The sequence below is a fragment of the Bradyrhizobium sp. BR13661 genome, from assembly GCF_029892425.1.
Classification (GTDB): domain Bacteria; phylum Pseudomonadota; class Alphaproteobacteria; order Rhizobiales; family Xanthobacteraceae; genus Bradyrhizobium.
Genome location: NZ_JARXWB010000006.1, coordinates 116,789 through 133,240, shown reverse-complemented (window position 1 = coordinate 133,240; position 16,452 = coordinate 116,789). Strand labels below are relative to the sequence as shown.

General features: G+C 63.9%; 15 protein-coding genes and 1 riboswitch. Of the genes, 1 reads left to right on the top strand and 14 read right to left on the bottom strand.

What is annotated here, in order from left to right:
• Positions 1-3 precede the first annotated feature (3 nt).
• Positions 4-936: a lipid A biosynthesis lauroyl acyltransferase gene (locus M2427_RS12195; RefSeq protein WP_280706562.1), complete on the top strand. Its 933-nt coding sequence runs from the start codon at positions 4-6 to the stop codon at positions 934-936.
• A 56-nt stretch (positions 937-992) separates the two neighbouring features.
• On the opposite strand, the gene M2427_RS12190 is transcribed toward M2427_RS12195, so the two are convergent.
• The 14 genes from M2427_RS12190 to M2427_RS12125 form a co-directional block, all read right to left on the bottom strand.
• Positions 993-2,765: a phosphatase PAP2 family protein gene (locus M2427_RS12190; protein ID WP_280706561.1), complete on the bottom strand. Its 1,773-nt coding sequence runs from the start codon at positions 2,763-2,765 to the stop codon at positions 993-995.
• A 213-nt stretch (positions 2,766-2,978) separates the two neighbouring features.
• Complete coding sequence (locus M2427_RS12185; protein WP_280706796.1) at positions 2,979-3,488, bottom strand: GNAT family N-acetyltransferase; 510 nt, start codon at positions 3,486-3,488, stop codon at positions 2,979-2,981.
• A gap of 60 nt (positions 3,489-3,548) precedes the next feature.
• Positions 3,549-3,929, bottom strand: coding sequence for a dihydroneopterin aldolase (gene folB / locus M2427_RS12180; RefSeq protein WP_280706560.1), 381 nt, complete (start codon positions 3,927-3,929; stop codon positions 3,549-3,551).
• Between the two features lie 39 nt (positions 3,930-3,968).
• Positions 3,969-4,048, bottom strand: a riboswitch (ZMP/ZTP riboswitch).
• A 219-nt stretch (positions 4,049-4,267) separates the two neighbouring features.
• Positions 4,268-5,380, bottom strand: a complete 1,113-nt coding sequence (locus M2427_RS12175; protein WP_280706559.1) for a polyamine ABC transporter substrate-binding protein — start codon at positions 5,378-5,380, stop codon at positions 4,268-4,270.
• Between the two features lie 6 nt (positions 5,381-5,386).
• Positions 5,387-6,568 (bottom strand): aminotransferase, encoded by a 1,182-nt coding sequence (locus tag M2427_RS12170; protein ID WP_280706557.1) that lies wholly within the window; start codon positions 6,566-6,568, stop codon positions 5,387-5,389.
• A gap of 8 nt (positions 6,569-6,576) precedes the next feature.
• Positions 6,577-6,903 (bottom strand): rhodanese-like domain-containing protein, encoded by a 327-nt coding sequence (locus M2427_RS12165; protein ID WP_080138282.1) that lies wholly within the window; start codon positions 6,901-6,903, stop codon positions 6,577-6,579.
• A 159-nt stretch (positions 6,904-7,062) separates the two neighbouring features.
• Positions 7,063-8,991, bottom strand: a complete 1,929-nt coding sequence (locus tag M2427_RS12160; protein ID WP_280706555.1) for a potassium transporter Kup — start codon at positions 8,989-8,991, stop codon at positions 7,063-7,065.
• A 155-nt stretch (positions 8,992-9,146) separates the two neighbouring features.
• Positions 9,147-11,045, bottom strand: a complete 1,899-nt coding sequence (locus M2427_RS12155; protein WP_280706553.1) for a potassium transporter Kup — start codon at positions 11,043-11,045, stop codon at positions 9,147-9,149.
• 166 nt (positions 11,046-11,211) lie between these two features.
• Positions 11,212-12,042 (bottom strand): flagellar motor protein MotB, encoded by an 831-nt coding sequence (locus tag M2427_RS12150; protein WP_057758401.1) that lies wholly within the window; start codon positions 12,040-12,042, stop codon positions 11,212-11,214.
• 24 nt (positions 12,043-12,066) lie between these two features.
• Entirely contained in the window at positions 12,067-12,840 is a 774-nt protein-coding gene (locus tag M2427_RS12145; RefSeq protein ID WP_280706551.1) for a MotA/TolQ/ExbB proton channel family protein, read from the bottom strand.
• Positions 12,841-13,052: 212 nt separating this feature from the next.
• Positions 13,053-13,877: an SDR family NAD(P)-dependent oxidoreductase gene (locus M2427_RS12140; protein ID WP_280706549.1), complete on the bottom strand. Its 825-nt coding sequence runs from the start codon at positions 13,875-13,877 to the stop codon at positions 13,053-13,055.
• 8 nt (positions 13,878-13,885) lie between these two features.
• On the bottom strand, positions 13,886-14,605 hold the full coding sequence (locus M2427_RS12135; RefSeq protein WP_280706547.1) for an RraA family protein: 720 nt from the start codon (positions 14,603-14,605) through the stop codon (positions 13,886-13,888).
• A gap of 121 nt (positions 14,606-14,726) precedes the next feature.
• Complete coding sequence (locus M2427_RS12130) at positions 14,727-15,611, bottom strand: phosphatidylcholine/phosphatidylserine synthase (protein WP_280706546.1); 885 nt, start codon at positions 15,609-15,611, stop codon at positions 14,727-14,729.
• A 77-nt stretch (positions 15,612-15,688) separates the two neighbouring features.
• Positions 15,689-16,387: a phosphatidylserine decarboxylase gene (locus M2427_RS12125; protein ID WP_280706545.1), complete on the bottom strand. Its 699-nt coding sequence runs from the start codon at positions 16,385-16,387 to the stop codon at positions 15,689-15,691.
• Between the last annotated feature and the right edge of the window lie 65 nt (positions 16,388-16,452).

The window sequence follows — 16,452 nt, the reverse complement described above, 5'->3', positions numbered from 1 at the left end:
CGCATGGCGCTGATTTCTATCGGCACGAAGATTCGCGCGCGGAATGCAGCGAAATCGATCGGCGGCGCCCTGATCGGCGCGGCCACCGTCGGCATGCTGCGCACCACGCGCTATTTCGATCCGGTCAAGACTTCGGACTTTTTCGCGCGCGTCACCAAGATGATCGGTCCGCGCCTGCGCGAGCATCGTATCGGCCGCGCCAACCTCACGGCTGCATTTCCCGAGAAATCGCCGGAAGAGATCGAGCAGATCCTGATGGGCGTATGGGACAATCTCGGCCGCGTCGGCGCCGAGTTTGCCCATATGGACCACGTCTGGGACTACGATCGCGAGCATCCGGAACGCAGCCGCATCGAACTGCCGCCGCGCACCGTCGAGTTGCACGACCAACTCAGGGACGACGGCAAGCCGGCGCTGATCTTTGCCTCGCATCTGGCCAATTGGGAATTGCCGGCGCTCGCCGCTGTCGCACATGGACTCGACACTGCGATCCTCTATCGCCGTCCGAACATCGCCTCCGCCGACCGCATCATCCAGGAGATGCGCCAGGTCAACATGGGCACGCTGATCCCCGCGGGCCGCGATGCACCCTTGCGGCTCGGACAGGCGCTCAGGGACGGCAAGCATGTCGCGATCCTGATCGACCAGTATCTCACCGGCGGCGTCGAGGTCACCTTCTTCGGCCGCAAGACCCGCGCCAACCCGACGCTGGCGCGCTTGGTGCGCCAGGTCGAGTGCCCGATCCACGGCGTGCGCATCATCCGCCTTCCCGGCTACCGCTTCCGCGCCGAGCTGACCGAGGAGATCCCGCCGGTGCGCGATGCCGACGGCAAGATCGATATCCAGGGGACGACGCAGGCGATCACCAACGTGGTGGAAGGCTGGGTGCGCGAATATCCCGAGCAGTGGCTCTGGCTGCACCGGCGGTGGCGGTAAAGGCTCTCGCGCTTAGCTCGGGACCGCAAGCGATCCCGAGCACCGCGCCACCGACCTCACTGCCCCGTCGCCGCCTTCACCGCGCGGAAGAACGAGTCGTGGCCCCTCACCGCGGCGTAGAGGTTGAGCCGGCCCCAGCCATCCCAGGTGTTGCCGTCGAGCAGAGCGAAGCCCGCCGGCAGTGCCGTGCTGCGCAGGATCTCGGTGCGCTGCTCGTCGGTCGCATAGGGGAAACGGGTCAGCAGCAGCACCTGCGCCTGCACCGGGACGGTCTCAGGCAGTTTCATCGATGCCGCGAGCGCGAGCCCGTAGGTCATGCGATAAGTGTAGCCCCTGATATCGTCTGGATCGAGGTTGTAGTCGAACCCGTCGCGATCGTGATCCCACCCGTCCCGACGGTCGCGGCCATCGCGATGATCGCGATCGTCGTCGTCGCGATGACCGCCCGTCCGCTTGAGGCACTCTTCCACCGTGCTCGTGCCGCAGGACTGCGCCAGGTATTTCTGGGTCTTCATGTGGGCCTGGTAGATCGCATAGGCGGAGGCGTTGGCGGAATTGGTCCAGTCCAGCCGATTACCAAAAGGACCGTAGAGCGCGCCGTAGATGTTGGTTGCGACGATGGCCGTCGCCTCGATGCGGCCGCCAATCACATCCAGCGGCGCGTGCATGCCGGCAAAGATGCGATTGTTGCCGAGGTCGGCAGCGCGGACCAGCAGGCTTTCGAATTGCTGCGGCACCAGGAAGGCCAGGCCCAGCGCCTGGTTGTAGGCCAGATTGGTGTGGCCACTGACGAAGGCGCCGTCACCGTAGGGATTGGTGCCGTTCGCGATCTGCCACAGCAGCGTGGGGACCTTGACCTTGGTCGACAGCCGGAACGGGCGCGGCGCGGTGCCGATGCCCGGAACGAAGTCACCCGCACCGAACTGAACCGGCGTGAAATTGCCTGACGCATCGAAGCTTCCGACGTCGGGAACGGTGATTGGCTGGCCGCCATTGGCGGCAACCAGAGCCGGCGTCACCGCGAAGCCGCGCACCCAGTTCAGCGTGTTGTAATAGGCAACCGGGACTGCGAAGCTGCTGAAATAAGTGGGAACGACGAACTGCGCGGTGTCCGCGACCGAGAGACCGGCCTTGTTGCTCACGGCGTTGTAATTGCCGTAGCGCGCATCGAGCGGGCTGATCACACCCGAAGTGATCGACGCGGGATTCACCACCGGTGTGGTCGAGCCCATATAGCGCTCGAAGGTGCGCTTCGGCGGTTCGGTCGAGGCGTTGTTGCGGATGGTGGTGTTGAGGAAGGTCGCGGCTTCGGCCAATGGCGTCGCGGTGCCATCACCGAAGGCGGTGAAGCCGATGGTGGCGCTGTTGAGATAGTTGATGCCGTGCGCACTCGCATCGTAATCCTGCAGCGTGGTCACCTGATACGAGGTCGGCGTCAGGCTCGCAGGCGGCGTCGCTGTCGTGGACGAGCCGATGCCCGTCATGAAGGACGACGTCAGCGGGCCGAGCCCGTTGAGGACGCTGTAGGGCTGCGAGGTCCGGTCGTCGTGGATGGCGGCGAGCGTCTGCGCCGGCGTGCGCTCCTGGGTCATCCTGACGACGGTCAGGTAATTCTGCTCCATGACCCCCGCGCCGTTGCGCAGCCTGGGATCGGCCTGCATGAGATGAGTATAGGAATCCAGGATGTTGACGATCGTGGATCCGACCGACGCGCTCGAACTGTTGGTGAAATTCACCGGCGGCGTCGACGGAATGGAATCGGCGTGCGCCAGTGACGGCAGCAAGGCCGCGCCAAGCGTCGCATATTTCCAGAACTTCGGAGATGTCATTTAAGCAGGCTCCTGACCCGGACGTGCAAAATCCACCCGGCGCTCCTGCGCGCGGGTGAGGACGTCCGCGACGAACTGCTGCCATCCCCGCGCCTCACCTATTTATCGTTCATTACAGAATGATAACGTTAGTCTAACATCATCGTGCGATGCGCGCGGAATAGCCTGAATTTGATTCGTCGCTTCGTTGCTAGCAATGACGGAGCCAGTCGATCAGCTGGCAATCAGCTTAAGAACGTAATGGCGCGAGTGCACCTCGCCGCCGGCATCCCATGCAGCTGTGAGCTGAAAGCCCATCCTTTCGTAAAGCCGATGCGAGGCCGTCAGCGCGTTGTTGCTGGCCAAGCGGATGCGATCATATCCCGCATTCCCGGCAAAGCTGACGAGGCGATCGGCAATCGTCCGCGCGATCCCGCGGCCTCGGTAGACGGGGGCGACGAACATGCGAACCATTTCGCACTCTCGATCGTCGAACCGCTTGATTGCGCCGGTGCCGACGATTGCGCCTTCGGCGATCGCACACAAGAACAGAGCCCGGTCGGCGTAGACGCTGTCTGCGTTGTCGACGTCCGACAGACGGGAATAGATGAAGTCCCGGACGAATGGGTCCGGGTGATCTTGAAAGTGCTCACACCAGACGGATTCGATGAGCCGCCGGACCTCCGGCGCGTCACCGCGCCGGAACGGCCGAATTGTCCAGTCTGGATCGAGGTGTGTTGGCATCACCACGCGCATCTCCTCCGGGGATCGCGAGCCCGGAGCTCGCTGGATTGCTGGAGAGCGTCAGGCGCCGGCGAGTTCGGCGCGTCGAAGGCTGACCTGGACGCCGACCAGGTTGATCGCATGAGCAATCGGCGGACTGGACTTCGCAACGGCGACCGTCACGCTGTCCATGACGAAGAAGCGTCGCAGCAGTCCTGCAGCGATCGTCTCGCCAAGTGCTTCCAGGGTCTGGAATTTGCCGGATGCCGCGATCTGCACGGCTTCGTCGACGACGGCGTCATAGCGCACCGACGAATCCAGATCGTCGCTGAGGTGGGTCCGGACTTCCTGCAGGTCGGCAAAAATATCAAAACTGAATTTTTGTCCGAGCGTTCGCTCCTCCTCGAACAGGCCGTGATAGCCGTAAGTCTGCAGTCCGGTGATCTTGATCGACGTCAGCATGGGCCGCTCCAAATGAAGCATTTTGATCGGGGTTGTTCCCCCAATCGCCCAGGCGAGCGGCAGATGCCCCGCGCTTCCCGATGGTGCTCCATCCGATGTCGCCAGTCACGCGAGGTCTTCACCTCTATCAGCTTTCCGCAACACCGACAATGAACATCGTGTTGCGGCTCAATTCGCGCGGCGGATCGGATGATTGCGCCCGCCGGCCGATAAACCCAATCAACATGAGGACTTAACGACCGCCGCCGTCGACAACGCGGCAGAGACAGCTCTACTGTGCATGGGGTTGTTTTGCGGGTTTGAGTTGCCGGATGGTCCTGCGATCGACCGCGGCCCCGCTACCGTCCCGTCTTCACCTTGGTCCAAAGCCGGTTGATGATCCGCTGCGTCGCCGGATCGCGCGCGGTGATGACGAAGAGTTTCGCGAGCGTCGCCTCGTCAGGATAGATGTTCTTGTCGTTCAGAATTTTCGGATCGACCAGCTTCTCGCTCGCGAGGTTGCCGTTGGCATAGGACAGGAAGTCCGAGTTCTTGGCGGCGACCTCCGGACGGTAGAGATAGTTGATCAGCTCGTAGGCTTCCCTAACGTTCTTGGCATCCGCGGGGATCGCGAGATTGTCGAAAAACATCTGCGCGCCCTCCTTCGGAATGGCGTAGCCGATCTCGACACCGCTCTTGGCCTCCGCGGCGCGGGCGCGGGCTTGCATGATGTCGCCGGACCAGCCGACCACGAAGCAGATCTCGCCGGTCGCGAGCGCGCTCAGATATTCGGACGAGTGAAATTTTCGCACCGAGGGACGAACCTTCGCCACGACGTCGGCGGCCTTCTCGAGGTCGGCCTGCTTGGTCGAGTTCGGATCGAGCCCGAGCCAGCTAAGCGCCGCCGGAAAGATGTCGTCGGCGGAGTCGAGCATGTGCACGCCGCAGTCTTTGAATTTCGCCAAATTCTCCGGCTTGAAGACGATGTCCCAGCTATCGACCTTCGCGTCCGGCCCGAGGATCTGCTTCAGCTTGGCGACGTTGTAGCCGATGCCCGTTGTGCCCCACATGTAGTTCGCGGCGTAGACATTGCCGGGATCGTAGGTGCCGAGCCGCGCGGTCACCACGCTCCAGGCGTTGGCGAGGTTCGGCAGCTTCGCCTTGTCGAGCTTCTGGAAGATGTTCGCCTTGATCTGGCGCTGCAGGAAATAGGCCGTCGGCACCACGACGTCGTAGCCGGACTTGCCGGCCATCAGGCGGGTCTCCAGCGTCTCGTTGGCATCGAAGGTGTCGTAGACCACCTTGATGCCGGTCTCCTTGGTGAAGTCCTCAAGGACGCCGGGTGCCATGTAGTTCGACCAGTTGTAGAAGTTGACGACCCGCTCCTCGGCCCCGGCGGGAGCGGAGAGCAACGTCAGCGCGGCGGCGATTGCGAGGCCGAGGCGGAACCCCGGGCGGCTGACGTTCGTCATCTCTGTCTACCTCTTGCGTGCGCGTATCGCGTCCGACAGCCGCTCGAGTGCAGTGTCGAGCGTCTGGTCCTTCTTGGCAAAGCAGAAGCGGACCACCGAGGTCACGGGGTCCTGCTCGTAGAATGCGGAGACCGGGATCGCGGCGACCTTGTAATCCCTGACGATCCGCCAGCAGAACTCGGCATCGCTCTCGTTCAGCCCGAGCGGCGACAGGTCGACGGTGAGGAAGTAGGTGCCTTGCGACTTCAACACCGGAAAGCCGAGGCTCTCCAGCCCCTTGGTCAGGCGGTCCCTGCTCCGCGTCAGATCCTTGCGCATCGACAGGAAGTACTCGTCCGGCTTGCCGAGGCCGTAGGCGACGGCGGCCTGGAGGTTCGGCGCGGTGGTGAAGGTCAGGAACTGGTGCACCTTGGCAGCAACACGCAAGAGCGGCGGCGCGGCGCAGACGAAGCCGACTTTCCAGCCCGTCAGCGAGAAGATCTTGCCGGCCGAGCCGACCTTGATGGTGCGCTCGCGCATGCCGGGAATGGTGATCAGCGGGATGTGCTTGTGCTCGTCGAAGGTGACGTGCTCCCAGACCTCGTCGCAGATCGCGATGACGTCGAACTCCTGGCAATAGCGCGCCAAGAGTTCGAGATCCTCACGCGGATAGACCACCGCGCTGGGATTCAACGGGTTGTTGAAGAGCACCGCCTTGGTCTTTGAATTGAAGACGCTTTTCAGCATGTCGTCATTCAGTCGCCAGCCCGGCGGCTCGAGCCGGACCAGGCGCGGAATGCCACCGGCCTGGCGGATGATCGGCAGGTAGGAATCATAGACCGGTTGGAAGCAGACGACTTCGTCGCCCGGCTGCACCACCGACAGGATCGCCGAGGTCAGCGCCTCGGTGCCGCCTGACGTCACCATCACCTCGCTCATCGGATCGAGCTTGAGGCCGTGCCAGTGACCGTAATGGGTCGCGACCGCCTGGCGCAGCTCCGGGATGCCCATCATCGACGGATACTGGTTGTAGCCGTTCAGGGAGGCCTCGGCCGCGGCACGGCGGATGTCCTCGGGGCCGGGATCATCAGGGAAGCCCTGGCCGAGATTGATGGCGTTGTTGTCGCGCGCGGCCTGCGACATCGCCTCGAAGATGGTGACGGGAAGGTCGGCGAAGACCTTGTTCAGCGAGGAGCTCTTGGTCGTCATCGCTGCCCTTAGCCACCGACCTTGCTGGGAAGACCCGCCGCCTTCCAGCCGAGCATGCCGCCGGCCAGATGCTTGTCGTAGGGAAGGCCCGCGGCCTGGGCGGCGAGCGAGGCGGTCACCGAGCGCTTGCCCGAGCGGCAGGCGAACACGACCTGCTTGCCTTGGGGATCAGGGATCGCCTTGGGATCGAAGGTCGAGAGCGGCACGACCACGCCGTAAGGATAGGCCTCGGCCTCGACCTCGTTGGGCTCGCGGACGTCGACCAGCAGGTAGCGGCCCTCCGCGACACCCTTGGAAACCTCGTCGGGGGTCAGATCCTGTACTTGATTTGCCACTTCATCCTCCAACGTCGCGGGTCGCTCGCCGGGCGATCCCGGCCGGCGCGCAACCTCGCCTCTCGGCATGCGAAAATCAAGCGCTACAAAGGCTTGAGCTGCCTTGCGCAAGTTAAAGCTAAATCGCAGCGACTTGAAGTGCGGCTTTGGTTTGCCTGCCTAGATGGTCACCTGCGTGCCGACCTCGACGACGCGCCCCGAAGGGATCTGGAAATAGTCGGTGGCATCGTTGGCGGAGCGGCTGAGCGAGATGAACAGGCGGTCCTGCCAGCGCGGCATGCCCGAATGGGCCGCGGGCTTCAGCGCCCTCCGCGACAGGAAGAACGAGGTCGACATGATGTCGAACTGCCAGCCAAGCTTGCGGGCGATGGCAAGCGCCTTCGGCACGTTGGGCGATTCCATGAAGCCGAACTTCAGCGTCACCTTGGAGAAGGTCGGGCTGATCGCCTCCAGCTTCACCCGCTCGGCCGGATCGATGCGCGGGGTCTGCGCGGTTTCGATGGTGAGAATGACATTCTTCTCGTGAAGCACTTTGTAGTGTTTCAGACTATGCATCAGCGCGGTCGGCGCGCTCAGGGGATCACTGGTCAGGAACACGGCGGTTCCCGGCACCCGCTGCGGCGGCCGCTTCTCCAGCATCGCCACGAGGTCAGCGAGCGGGAATTCCAGCTTGCGCGACTTCTCGAACAACAGCCGGCTGCCCCGCCGCCATGTGTACATCATGATGATCATGAGAGAGCCGAGCGCCAGCGGCACCCAGCCGCCCTCGAACACCTTGAGAAGGTTCGCAGCGAGGAAGGTCAGGTCGAGGAACAGGAACGGCGCGATCAGGGCGGCCGCCCCCAGCGGCGACCACTTCCAGGCCTTCCAGACCACGACAAAGCCCATCATGCCGGTGACCACCATGGTGCCGGTCACGGCGATGCCATAGGCCGACGCCAGCGCGCTGGAGGAGCGGAACAGCAGCACCATCATGATCACCGCCACCAGCAGCAGCTGGTTGATGCGCGGGATGAAGATCTGCCCCGAATGGGCTTCAGACGTATGGCGAATTTCGAAGCGCGGCAGCAGCCCGAGCTGGATCGCCTGTCGCGTCAGCGAATAGGCGCCGGTGATGACGGCCTGGCTCGCGATGACGGTGGCGGCCGTAGCCAGCACGACCATGCTGCCGCGGACGAAGCCTTGCGGGAAGAGCTGGAAGAACGGGCTCTCGATCGCGGCGGGATCGCCGAGGACGAGCGCGCCCTGCCCCAGGTAGTTCAGCGCCAGCGACGGCAGCACGATGAACAGCCAGGCGGTCTGGATCGGCCGTTTGCCGAAATGGCCGAGGTCCGCATAGAGCGCCTCGGCGCCAGTGACCGCCAGAAACACCGCGCCCAGAGTGACAAAGCCGATGATGCCGTGGTGGAGCATGAACGACATCGCATAATAGGGGTTCAGCGCGAGCAGCACCTGCGGCTGCTGGATGATCGGAACGATCGCCGCGGCCGCAATCACGCCAAACCAGACGCACATCACCGGTCCGAAGAACGCCGCAACGCGGGCGGTGCCGCGCGATTGCACGGCGAACAGGACGACCAGGATCACCACGGTCAGCGGTACGATGTAGGGCTCGAAGGTCAACGTGACGTCCTTCATGCCTTCGAGCGCCGACAGCACCGATACCGCCGGCGTGATCACGGCATCGCCGTAGAACAGCGCGCCGGAGATGATGCCGAGCATGACGATGGTCGACCCGCCGGTGCCGACCGCGCGCTGGGCCAGCGCCATCAGGGCCAGTGTGCCGCCCTCGCCGTTGTTGTCGGCGCGCAGGAGGATCACGACGTATTTGAGCGTCACCACGACGATCAGCGCCCACAGGATCAGGGACACCACGCCGAGGACAGCCATCGGCGTCGGCGCGCCTTCCGCACCGGACGCCGCCATCACCGCCTCGCGGAACGCGTAGAGCGGGCTGGTGCCGATATCGCCATAGACCACGCCGATGCTGCCAAGCGTCAGCGCGCCGAAACCGGCGGTGGTGTGGGCATCGCCATGCCCATTGGCCGCCGCCGTTTCCGGGGCGGGAACTGCTACGTCACTTGTCATGGGAGAGCCTGGTGGCCTCTAACAATGCTTCACTGCACAACGGCTGAAGAGAGCGCGCGGCTTATAGTCCTGCGCTGCCGGCATAGCCTAGCCCGATTCTGGGCCCTTGGCATGCAAAATCTGCATGGGTCCGCTCTTGCGTCCCAATTGATCCCTCAGATGGTGACTTGGGTTCCGACTTCAACCACGCGGCCGGTCGGAATCTGGAAATAGTCGGTCGCATCGTTCGCAGACCGGCTGAGCGCGATGAACAGATGGTCCTGCCAGAGCGGCATGCCTGATTGCGCCGACGCCTTGAGCGATCGCCGCGACACGAAGAACGACGTCGACATGATGTCGAACTGCCAGCCCTGCTTGCGCGCGATCGCCAGCGCCTTGGGCACGTTCGGCTGCTCCATGAAGCCGAAGCGCAGCCGGACCTTGGAAAACTTATCGCTGATCTTCTCCATCTTGAAGCGCTCCGAGAGATCGACCCGCGGCGTGTGCGCGGTCTCGATGGTCAGGATCACGTTGTGCTCGTGCAGCACCTTGTTGTGCTTGAGATTGTGCAGCAGCGCGGTCGGCACGAAAGCAGGATCGCTGGTCAGGAACACCGCCGTGCCCTTGACGATGTGCGGCGGTCGTTTTTCGAGGCTCCGGATCAGCTCGTCCAACGGCACCTCGATCCGGCGTGTCTTCTGGATCAGGATCCCCGAGCCGCGCCGCCAGGTCCAGACCGTCCCCGCCATCGCGGCGCCGAACAGCAGCGGCACCCAGGCGCCTTCGAGCAGCTTCAGCAGATTGGCACTGAAGAAAGTTATGTCCACCATGACGAAGGGCAGGATCACGGCTGCTGCGGTCGCGGCCTTCCAGTTCCACAATTTCCAGATCACCACAAAGCCCATGATGCCGTCGGCGACCATGGTGGTGGAGACCGCGATGCCATAGGCCGACGCCAGATTGCTGGGCGTGCGGAACAGCAACACCAGCAGCATCACCCCGATCAGCAGCAACCGGTTGACGCGCGGCAAATAGATCTGGCCAGCATGCGTTTCGGAGGTGTAGCGCACCTCAAAGCGCGGCAGGAGGCCGAGTTGCACCGCCTGATAGACCAGCGAATAGGCGCCTGTTATCACCGCCTGGCTCGCGATGACGGTGGCCGCGGTCGCAAGCCCGACCAGCGGCAGCACCAGATGCTCGGGCACCATGCGGTAGAACGAGTGCTCGATTGCGCCTGGGTCGGACAGCACAAGCGCGCCCTGCCCGAAATAGTTGATCAGCAGCGACGGCAGCACGAAGAACATCCAGGCCGACTGGATTGGCTTGCGGCCGAAATGGCCGAGATCAGCATAGAGCGCTTCGCCGCCGGTCACCGCCAGGAATACGGCGCCAAGCGTCACCAAGCCAATCGTGCCGTGCGACAGCAGGAATTGCAGCGCGTAGTAAGGATTGATCGCAGCCAGCACCGACGGATCGTCGGCGATGTGAATGACGCCCAGCACCGCAAGGACCGTAAACCAGATCACCATCACCGGCCCGAAGGCCGAGGCCACCAGCGCGGTCCCCTTGCTCTGCACCGCGAACAGCAGCACCAGGATCAGCACCGTGAGCGGCACGACATAGTGCTCGAACGCAGGCGTTGCGAGCTTGAGGCCGTCGACCGCCGACAGCACCGAGATCGCCGGCGTGATCATGGAATCGCCGATGAACATGGAGGCGCCGACCACGCCGAGCGCCAGCAGGGGCCAACTCCGACGTCCCAGCGCGCGCTGACCGAGCGCCATCAGCGAGAGCGTGCCGCCCTCCCCATTATTGTCGGCGCGCAGCAGCAACAACACGTATTTGGCGGTGACGACGATCAGCAGCGCCCACAGAATCAGCGAGAGCACACCGAGCACCATGATCCGCGTCACCGGCGCGCCATGAGCCGCGCCCCTGACCGCCTCATGAAACGCGTACAGCGGCGAGGTGCCGATGTCGCCGAAGACGACGCCAATGCTCCCGAGCGTCAGGGCCCAAAAACCTGATTTGACCGGCCCGTCCTGGGTCTCGGTCGATGTGATGCTCGCCGTCATGCGGGTGGAAAACGCTTCGTCCCAGGAATTGATCCGGCGCTCTCGACACTTCCGGGGCGCCTCGGCCCGTCACCATAGCAGGCGCCACGGCAGATGCTGTGACGGCGCGGCCACGCTGGACGCCATCGCGACCGACAGCCTCAGGTAAAATGGTAGCTCAGGGAACTTAGGGCTTCAAGTTCGGCGGCAGCGGCGGATCTTCGCGCATCAAGGTGATGGTCACACGGCGATTCGCGGCGAGCGACGGATCGTCCGGAAACAGCGGCTGGGTGTCCGCCTTACCGGAGACGGCAAAGATGTGCGACGGCGGCAGACCTTCCCGTTCGAGGATCTGGCGCACGGCGTTGGCGCGGTCAGCCGACAAGTCGAAGGCGCCGTAATCGCTGCGCGTCGGCACGAAGCCCGCAGCGGTGTGACCGGCGATGGAGACGCGCAAGGGCGTCGCCTTGAGCGGAACGGCGAGCTTCTCAATCAGGCGACGGGTGCGATCGTAGGGCACCTTGGATCCGTCAGCGAACATCGAGCGGCCGTCCTGGTCGACGATCTCGAGGTTAAGGCCCTGCTTGGTTTCCTCGAACATGATGTGCTTGGACATCTCGGTCAGTTCCGGCATGTCCTGCAACGCCTGACGCAGCGAGGCTGCGGCGAGCGCAAAATTGCGGTCGATCTTCATCTTCGCGCCCTGCGTGCGGTCGCGATCCTCCTGGTCCGGCGTCGGCGTGTTGGAGGCGTCCTCGGGCTCGATGTGATCGACGTTCTTCAGCCGCGGCCGGGTCGGCAAACCGTCGGACTCGACGATGCCGGCGTAGCGAGCTTCGCTCTGGACACCGAAAGCATCACGCATGGAGCCGGCGACGACCTTCAGCTTGTTGGCATCCTGCGTCGAGAACGCCACGAGCATCACGAAGAAGCTCATCATCAGGCCCATCAGGTCGGCGAAGGTCACGAACCAGCCGTGACCGCCTCCGTGAGCATCGCCGCGCTTCTTCTTGGCCATCTCTCAATATCCCGGCGGACGGGCTTACGCCGGCACCGGCTCACCCTCGGCGTGGCGATGCTTTTCCGGCAGGTAGGCCAGCAGCATTTCACGCACGAGCGTCGGGCTCTTGGAGTCGCGGATCATCAAGATGCCGTCGATGATCAGCGTTCGGTTGGTCTCTTCGTCGAGCAACTTGCCATGCAGCTTGTCGGCGATCGGGATGCAGAACAGGTTGGCGACCAGCGCGCCGTAGAGCGTCGCGAGCAGCGCGGTCGCCATGAACGGGCCGAGCTTGGACGGGTCGGTCATGTTGGCGAACATCTGCACCATGCCGATCAGCGTGCCGACCATGCCGAAGGCCGGGGCGCAATCGCCGACGGCACGATAGATCTTGCTGCCCTCGTCCAGATGCATCAGGAAATTGTCGCGATCACGCTCGAGATTGTCGCGGATGAAATCGAGGTCGTAGCCGTCGGCGACGTAACGGATGCCCTTGGCGAGGAACGGCTCATCGGTCTCGACCTTTTCGAGGCCGACCGGGCCTTGCTTGCGGGCGATTTCGGCAATGCGGGCGAGCTCGTCGACGAGATCATGAGCCGACAGACGGCTCATTGTGAAGGCGAACTTGGCGCCGAGCGGCAGGCCGTGCATCAGCGCCGACAGCGGAAAGCGGATCATGGTCGCGGCGGTCGATCCACCGAAGATGATGATCATCGCATGTTCGGAGATGAACATGTGGAGATCGCCGCCGAGCAGCATCATCGTCGCGATGACGATAATGCCCGCCACGAGGCCGACGCTCGTCATGATATCCATGGGAGACTCCAACGCATACGCGACAACGGCCGTCCTGGCCGGTGGTGCGGCCCAACCCCGAACCGCATCGGAAACCCTAGAGCGCCGCCCTTAAAGCCGCGTAAAGGTTAAGTTCAGCCGATGCGACGGAGCGGCGCAGCGCGTAGAAAGAACGACGGCTTTGCCGTTCTGCGACATGAATCTCAACGTTTTGCTAACCATAAATGAGGCCGTCAGGACGATAATCCTGTCAACTCCAGGCTGAGCGCGCGAAGGCGCCTGCGCGCGTCGGCATCATAGGCCTGGGGATTGGCGCGCGCCTCGTTCATGCCGTTGAAGAACAGGCCGCTCCTGCCGGCGACGTCGTCGCCTTCGACCAGATGCAGGATCGCCGCGCCGCCCTGCTCGACGGTCGACATCGGCGTGATGCCGCCGGCGCGGACCATGGTGGTGTTCATGTAGGTCGCTGGGTGTAGGGAGTTCACGGTGATACCGGTGCCTTTCAACTCCTCGGCGAAGTCGATCGTGAACATGATCTGCGACAGCTTGCTCTGCGCATAGGCGCGCGAGCCGCTATAGCCCTTGGTGATCATGACATCGTCGAAATCGATCGGGTGCTGGCCGAGCGAAGCAACGTTGACGATGCGCGACGGCGCGGCGGCTTTCAACAACGGCAGCAGCAGATGGGCGAGCAGGAAGCCCGAGAGGTAGTTCACGGCAAAGCGCAGTTCGTGACCGTCGCGGCTCTCCTGCCGATGCGGCCCGTCGTTCTGCGAGCCGATGCCGGCATTGCTAACGAGAACATCAAGACGTCTGTGATCACGGATCACGGCCGCGGCGAGCTCACGCGTACCAGCCATCGACGACAAATCGGCCTGATAGAAGGTCGGCGCGGCGTGCCCGGCCTTCACGATGTCGTCGATCAACGCCTTCGCGCGCTCGGCACTCCGGCCATGGATCAGGACGTTTGCGCCTTCGGCGGCAAGGCGGGTTGCAACATAGCGCCCGACACCATCGGTCGAGCCCGTGATCAGCACCGTCTTGCCGCGCATGTCCATGGCGTTACTTAGTGAATCTCCGCCGAGCGCTTCAGCGCAGCCTTGAGCTTTTCCAGCGAGAAGTCGGGACTGCGCGCGATATCGAGGATCGGCGTCTCGCGGCGGCCGCAGAGTTCGGCGGCCTCAGGCAGTTTCGCAGCAACATCGATCGGAATCACGATCGCGCCATGCTGGTCGGCGTGGATCAGATCATCCGACTTCACCGTCATGCCGGCGACGCGCACCTCGCCGCCAAAGCTCTCCGCATGCACCCAGGCATGGGACGGGCCGATCGAGCCGGCCAGCGCCTGGAAGCCCGGGGCCCATTGCGGGATGTCGCGGATCGAGCCGTCGGTGATGACGCCGAGGCAGCCGAGCGCCTTGTGCACATTGCTCTGCACCTCGCCCCAGAACGCGCCATAGCCGACGTCGGGGCCGTCGATGTCCTGGATCACCGAGATGCGCGGGCCGTGGCCGGTGCCGACATATTCATAATAGTCGATGCGGCGCTTCGACTGCTCTTCGGCTGATAGCGAGGACTTCAGCACCGAGCGGATCGCAACCGTGCGGGCATAGCCGACGATCGGCGGCAGATCAGGGAACGGGCAAACCAGCTGCTTGGTGGTGTAGCCGATCAGGCGGCGCTCGGGCGCCACGATCTCCATGGCATTGCAGATCGTCGGCGTATCATAGCGGCCCAGCGCTTCGAGGACGGAAGCGGGCAGCGGCCCGGTCGCGGAATTGGTCACAGCGTTCTCTCCCAGATTGGCGGCCGCTGTTGGCGCGGTGCCGCCGTCACAGGCGATATAGCCGAGATTAGGCCTCAACCCAACTCAGGCGCCCTCATGGCAGATATCCGCGATGGATCGCTCAGTGCAGCCGCCCAGGCCGGTCATCGTCATGCGGCGGCTCGGACAGGTTTGCCAGCGTCGGCGCCGAGGGCGGTGACGGGACTTCGCCTCCTCCCGCGGCCGCACTGGCTTCCATCGCGCGTGCCTGGTCACGATAGGATTTGAAACCGAACGGGAGGGAGGCCAGATACAGCACCGTGCCGATCGAGAGCACGTACCAGGGATAACTGATCAGCAGAGCGATAAAGAAGATCACCGCAACGAACGCGAGCAGCACCAACTCGGGCGGCACCCGCATGCGAATGCTCTTGCCCGAGAACACAGGCAGGCGCGACACCATCAGGAAAGCGATGAGCAGCGTGTAGCCGGCCGTCAGCGCCGCAGGCCAGCGCCCCAAGTCGAGGAACGCCGCATAGATCGGCAACATCACGGTGATTGCACCCGCTGGCGCCGGCATACCCGTGAAGAAATTGGCGGCGAAGGCCGGCTTGTTCGGATCGTCCAGCGTGGCGTTGAAGCGCGCGAGCCGCAGGCACATCGAGATCGCGAACACCATCGCGGCGATCCAACCGGCATTGCCGAGTTCGTGCAGCTGCCAGAAGTACAGCATCAGGCCGGGGGCGACGCCGAAATTGACGAAATCGGCGAGGCTGTCGAGCTCGGCGCCGAATTTGGACTGGCCCTTGATCAGGCGCGCGACGCGGCCGTCAATGCCGTCGAGCGCGGCCGCGAAGACGATGGCGTAGACGGCAAGCGTCATCCGCCCCTCGATGGACAGCCGGATCGCCGTAAGCCCGGCACAGATCGCCAGCAGCGTGATGACGTTGGGCACCAGCATCCGCACCGGGATCGGGCGGAACCGCCGGCGGCGGAGTTCGGGGTCTCTCACATCATAAGGCGTCATGGCTTGTCCTTACCTCGTAGCGAGATATAGCAAGCCGCTTCTGCCTCCGCCATCGCGGCAGAACCTCGACTTAATGGTTAACTGGCGCGGTAGGCGCGGCTCGGATCGTCGCCGGTGAGATCAGCCAGGATGGTCTCGCCGGCAATCGCGGTCTGCCCCTCCGAGACCAGCGCCTTGGTGCCGACAGGCAAATAGACGTCGAGCCGCGAGCCGAAGCGGATCAGGCCGAAGCGCTCACCGGCGCCAAGCGCCTGGCCCTCCTTGACGAAGCAGACGATGCGCTTGGCCACGAGGCCGGCAATCTGGACCACGCCGATGCGCCCCTGAGGCGTCGAGATGACCAGCGAATTGCGCTCATTGTCCTCGCTCGCCTTGTCGAGCTCGGCATTGATGAACAGGCCGGGCCGATAGGCGATGCGGTCCACCCTGCCCGCGACGGGAGCGCGGTTCACGTGGCAGTTGAACACGCTCATGAAGACCGAGATGCGCGGCAGCGGCCGGTCGCCGAGCCCGAGTTCGGCCGGCGGCAGCGCCATGGTGATCATCGAGACGCGCCCGTCGGCGGGCGATATCACGAGCCCGTCGCGCTGCGGCGTCACGCGCACCGGATCGCGGAAGAACAGCGCGCACCACACGGTGAGGATCGTGCCGATCCACCCCAACGGTGACCAAAGCCAGAACAGGATCAGGCTTGCCAGCGCAAAGCCGCCGATGAAGGGATACCCTTCCTTATGGATTGGCGGGATCTGACGTTGGATCGAATCGAGGATGGACATCGCTATCTGCCGCTCGGGTTATGGCACGGGTCGTCGCGGGCCTGTTTAGGCCAGAGTTGGGACCG

Bases quoted from the DNA above. Each gene is read 5' to 3' on its own strand.
- M2427_RS12195 (WP_280706562.1), top strand. From the start codon at position 4: ATGGCGCTGATTTCTATCGGCACGAAGATTCGCGCGCGGAATGCAGCG.
- M2427_RS12190 (WP_280706561.1), bottom strand. From the start codon at position 2,765: ATGACATCTCCGAAGTTCTGGAAATATGCGACGCTTGGCGCGGCCTTG.
- M2427_RS12185 (WP_280706796.1), bottom strand. From the start codon at position 3,488: ATGCCAACACACCTCGATCCAGACTGGACAATTCGGCCGTTCCGGCGC.
- folB (WP_280706560.1), bottom strand. From the start codon at position 3,929: ATGCTGACGTCGATCAAGATCACCGGACTGCAGACTTACGGCTATCAC.
- M2427_RS12175 (WP_280706559.1), bottom strand. From the start codon at position 5,380: ATGACGAACGTCAGCCGCCCGGGGTTCCGCCTCGGCCTCGCAATCGCC.
- M2427_RS12170 (WP_280706557.1), bottom strand. From the start codon at position 6,568: ATGACGACCAAGAGCTCCTCGCTGAACAAGGTCTTCGCCGACCTTCCC.
- M2427_RS12160 (WP_280706555.1), bottom strand. From the start codon at position 8,991: ATGACAAGTGACGTAGCAGTTCCCGCCCCGGAAACGGCGGCGGCCAAT.
- M2427_RS12155 (WP_280706553.1), bottom strand. From the start codon at position 11,045: ATGACGGCGAGCATCACATCGACCGAGACCCAGGACGGGCCGGTCAAA.
- M2427_RS12150 (WP_057758401.1), bottom strand. From the start codon at position 12,042: ATGGCCAAGAAGAAGCGCGGCGATGCTCACGGAGGCGGTCACGGCTGG.
- M2427_RS12145 (WP_280706551.1), bottom strand. From the start codon at position 12,840: ATGGATATCATGACGAGCGTCGGCCTCGTGGCGGGCATTATCGTCATC.
- M2427_RS12140 (WP_280706549.1), bottom strand. From the start codon at position 13,877: ATGGACATGCGCGGCAAGACGGTGCTGATCACGGGCTCGACCGATGGT.
- M2427_RS12130 (WP_280706546.1), bottom strand. From the start codon at position 15,611: ATGACGCCTTATGATGTGAGAGACCCCGAACTCCGCCGCCGGCGGTTC.
- M2427_RS12125 (WP_280706545.1), bottom strand. From the start codon at position 16,387: ATGTCCATCCTCGATTCGATCCAACGTCAGATCCCGCCAATCCATAAG.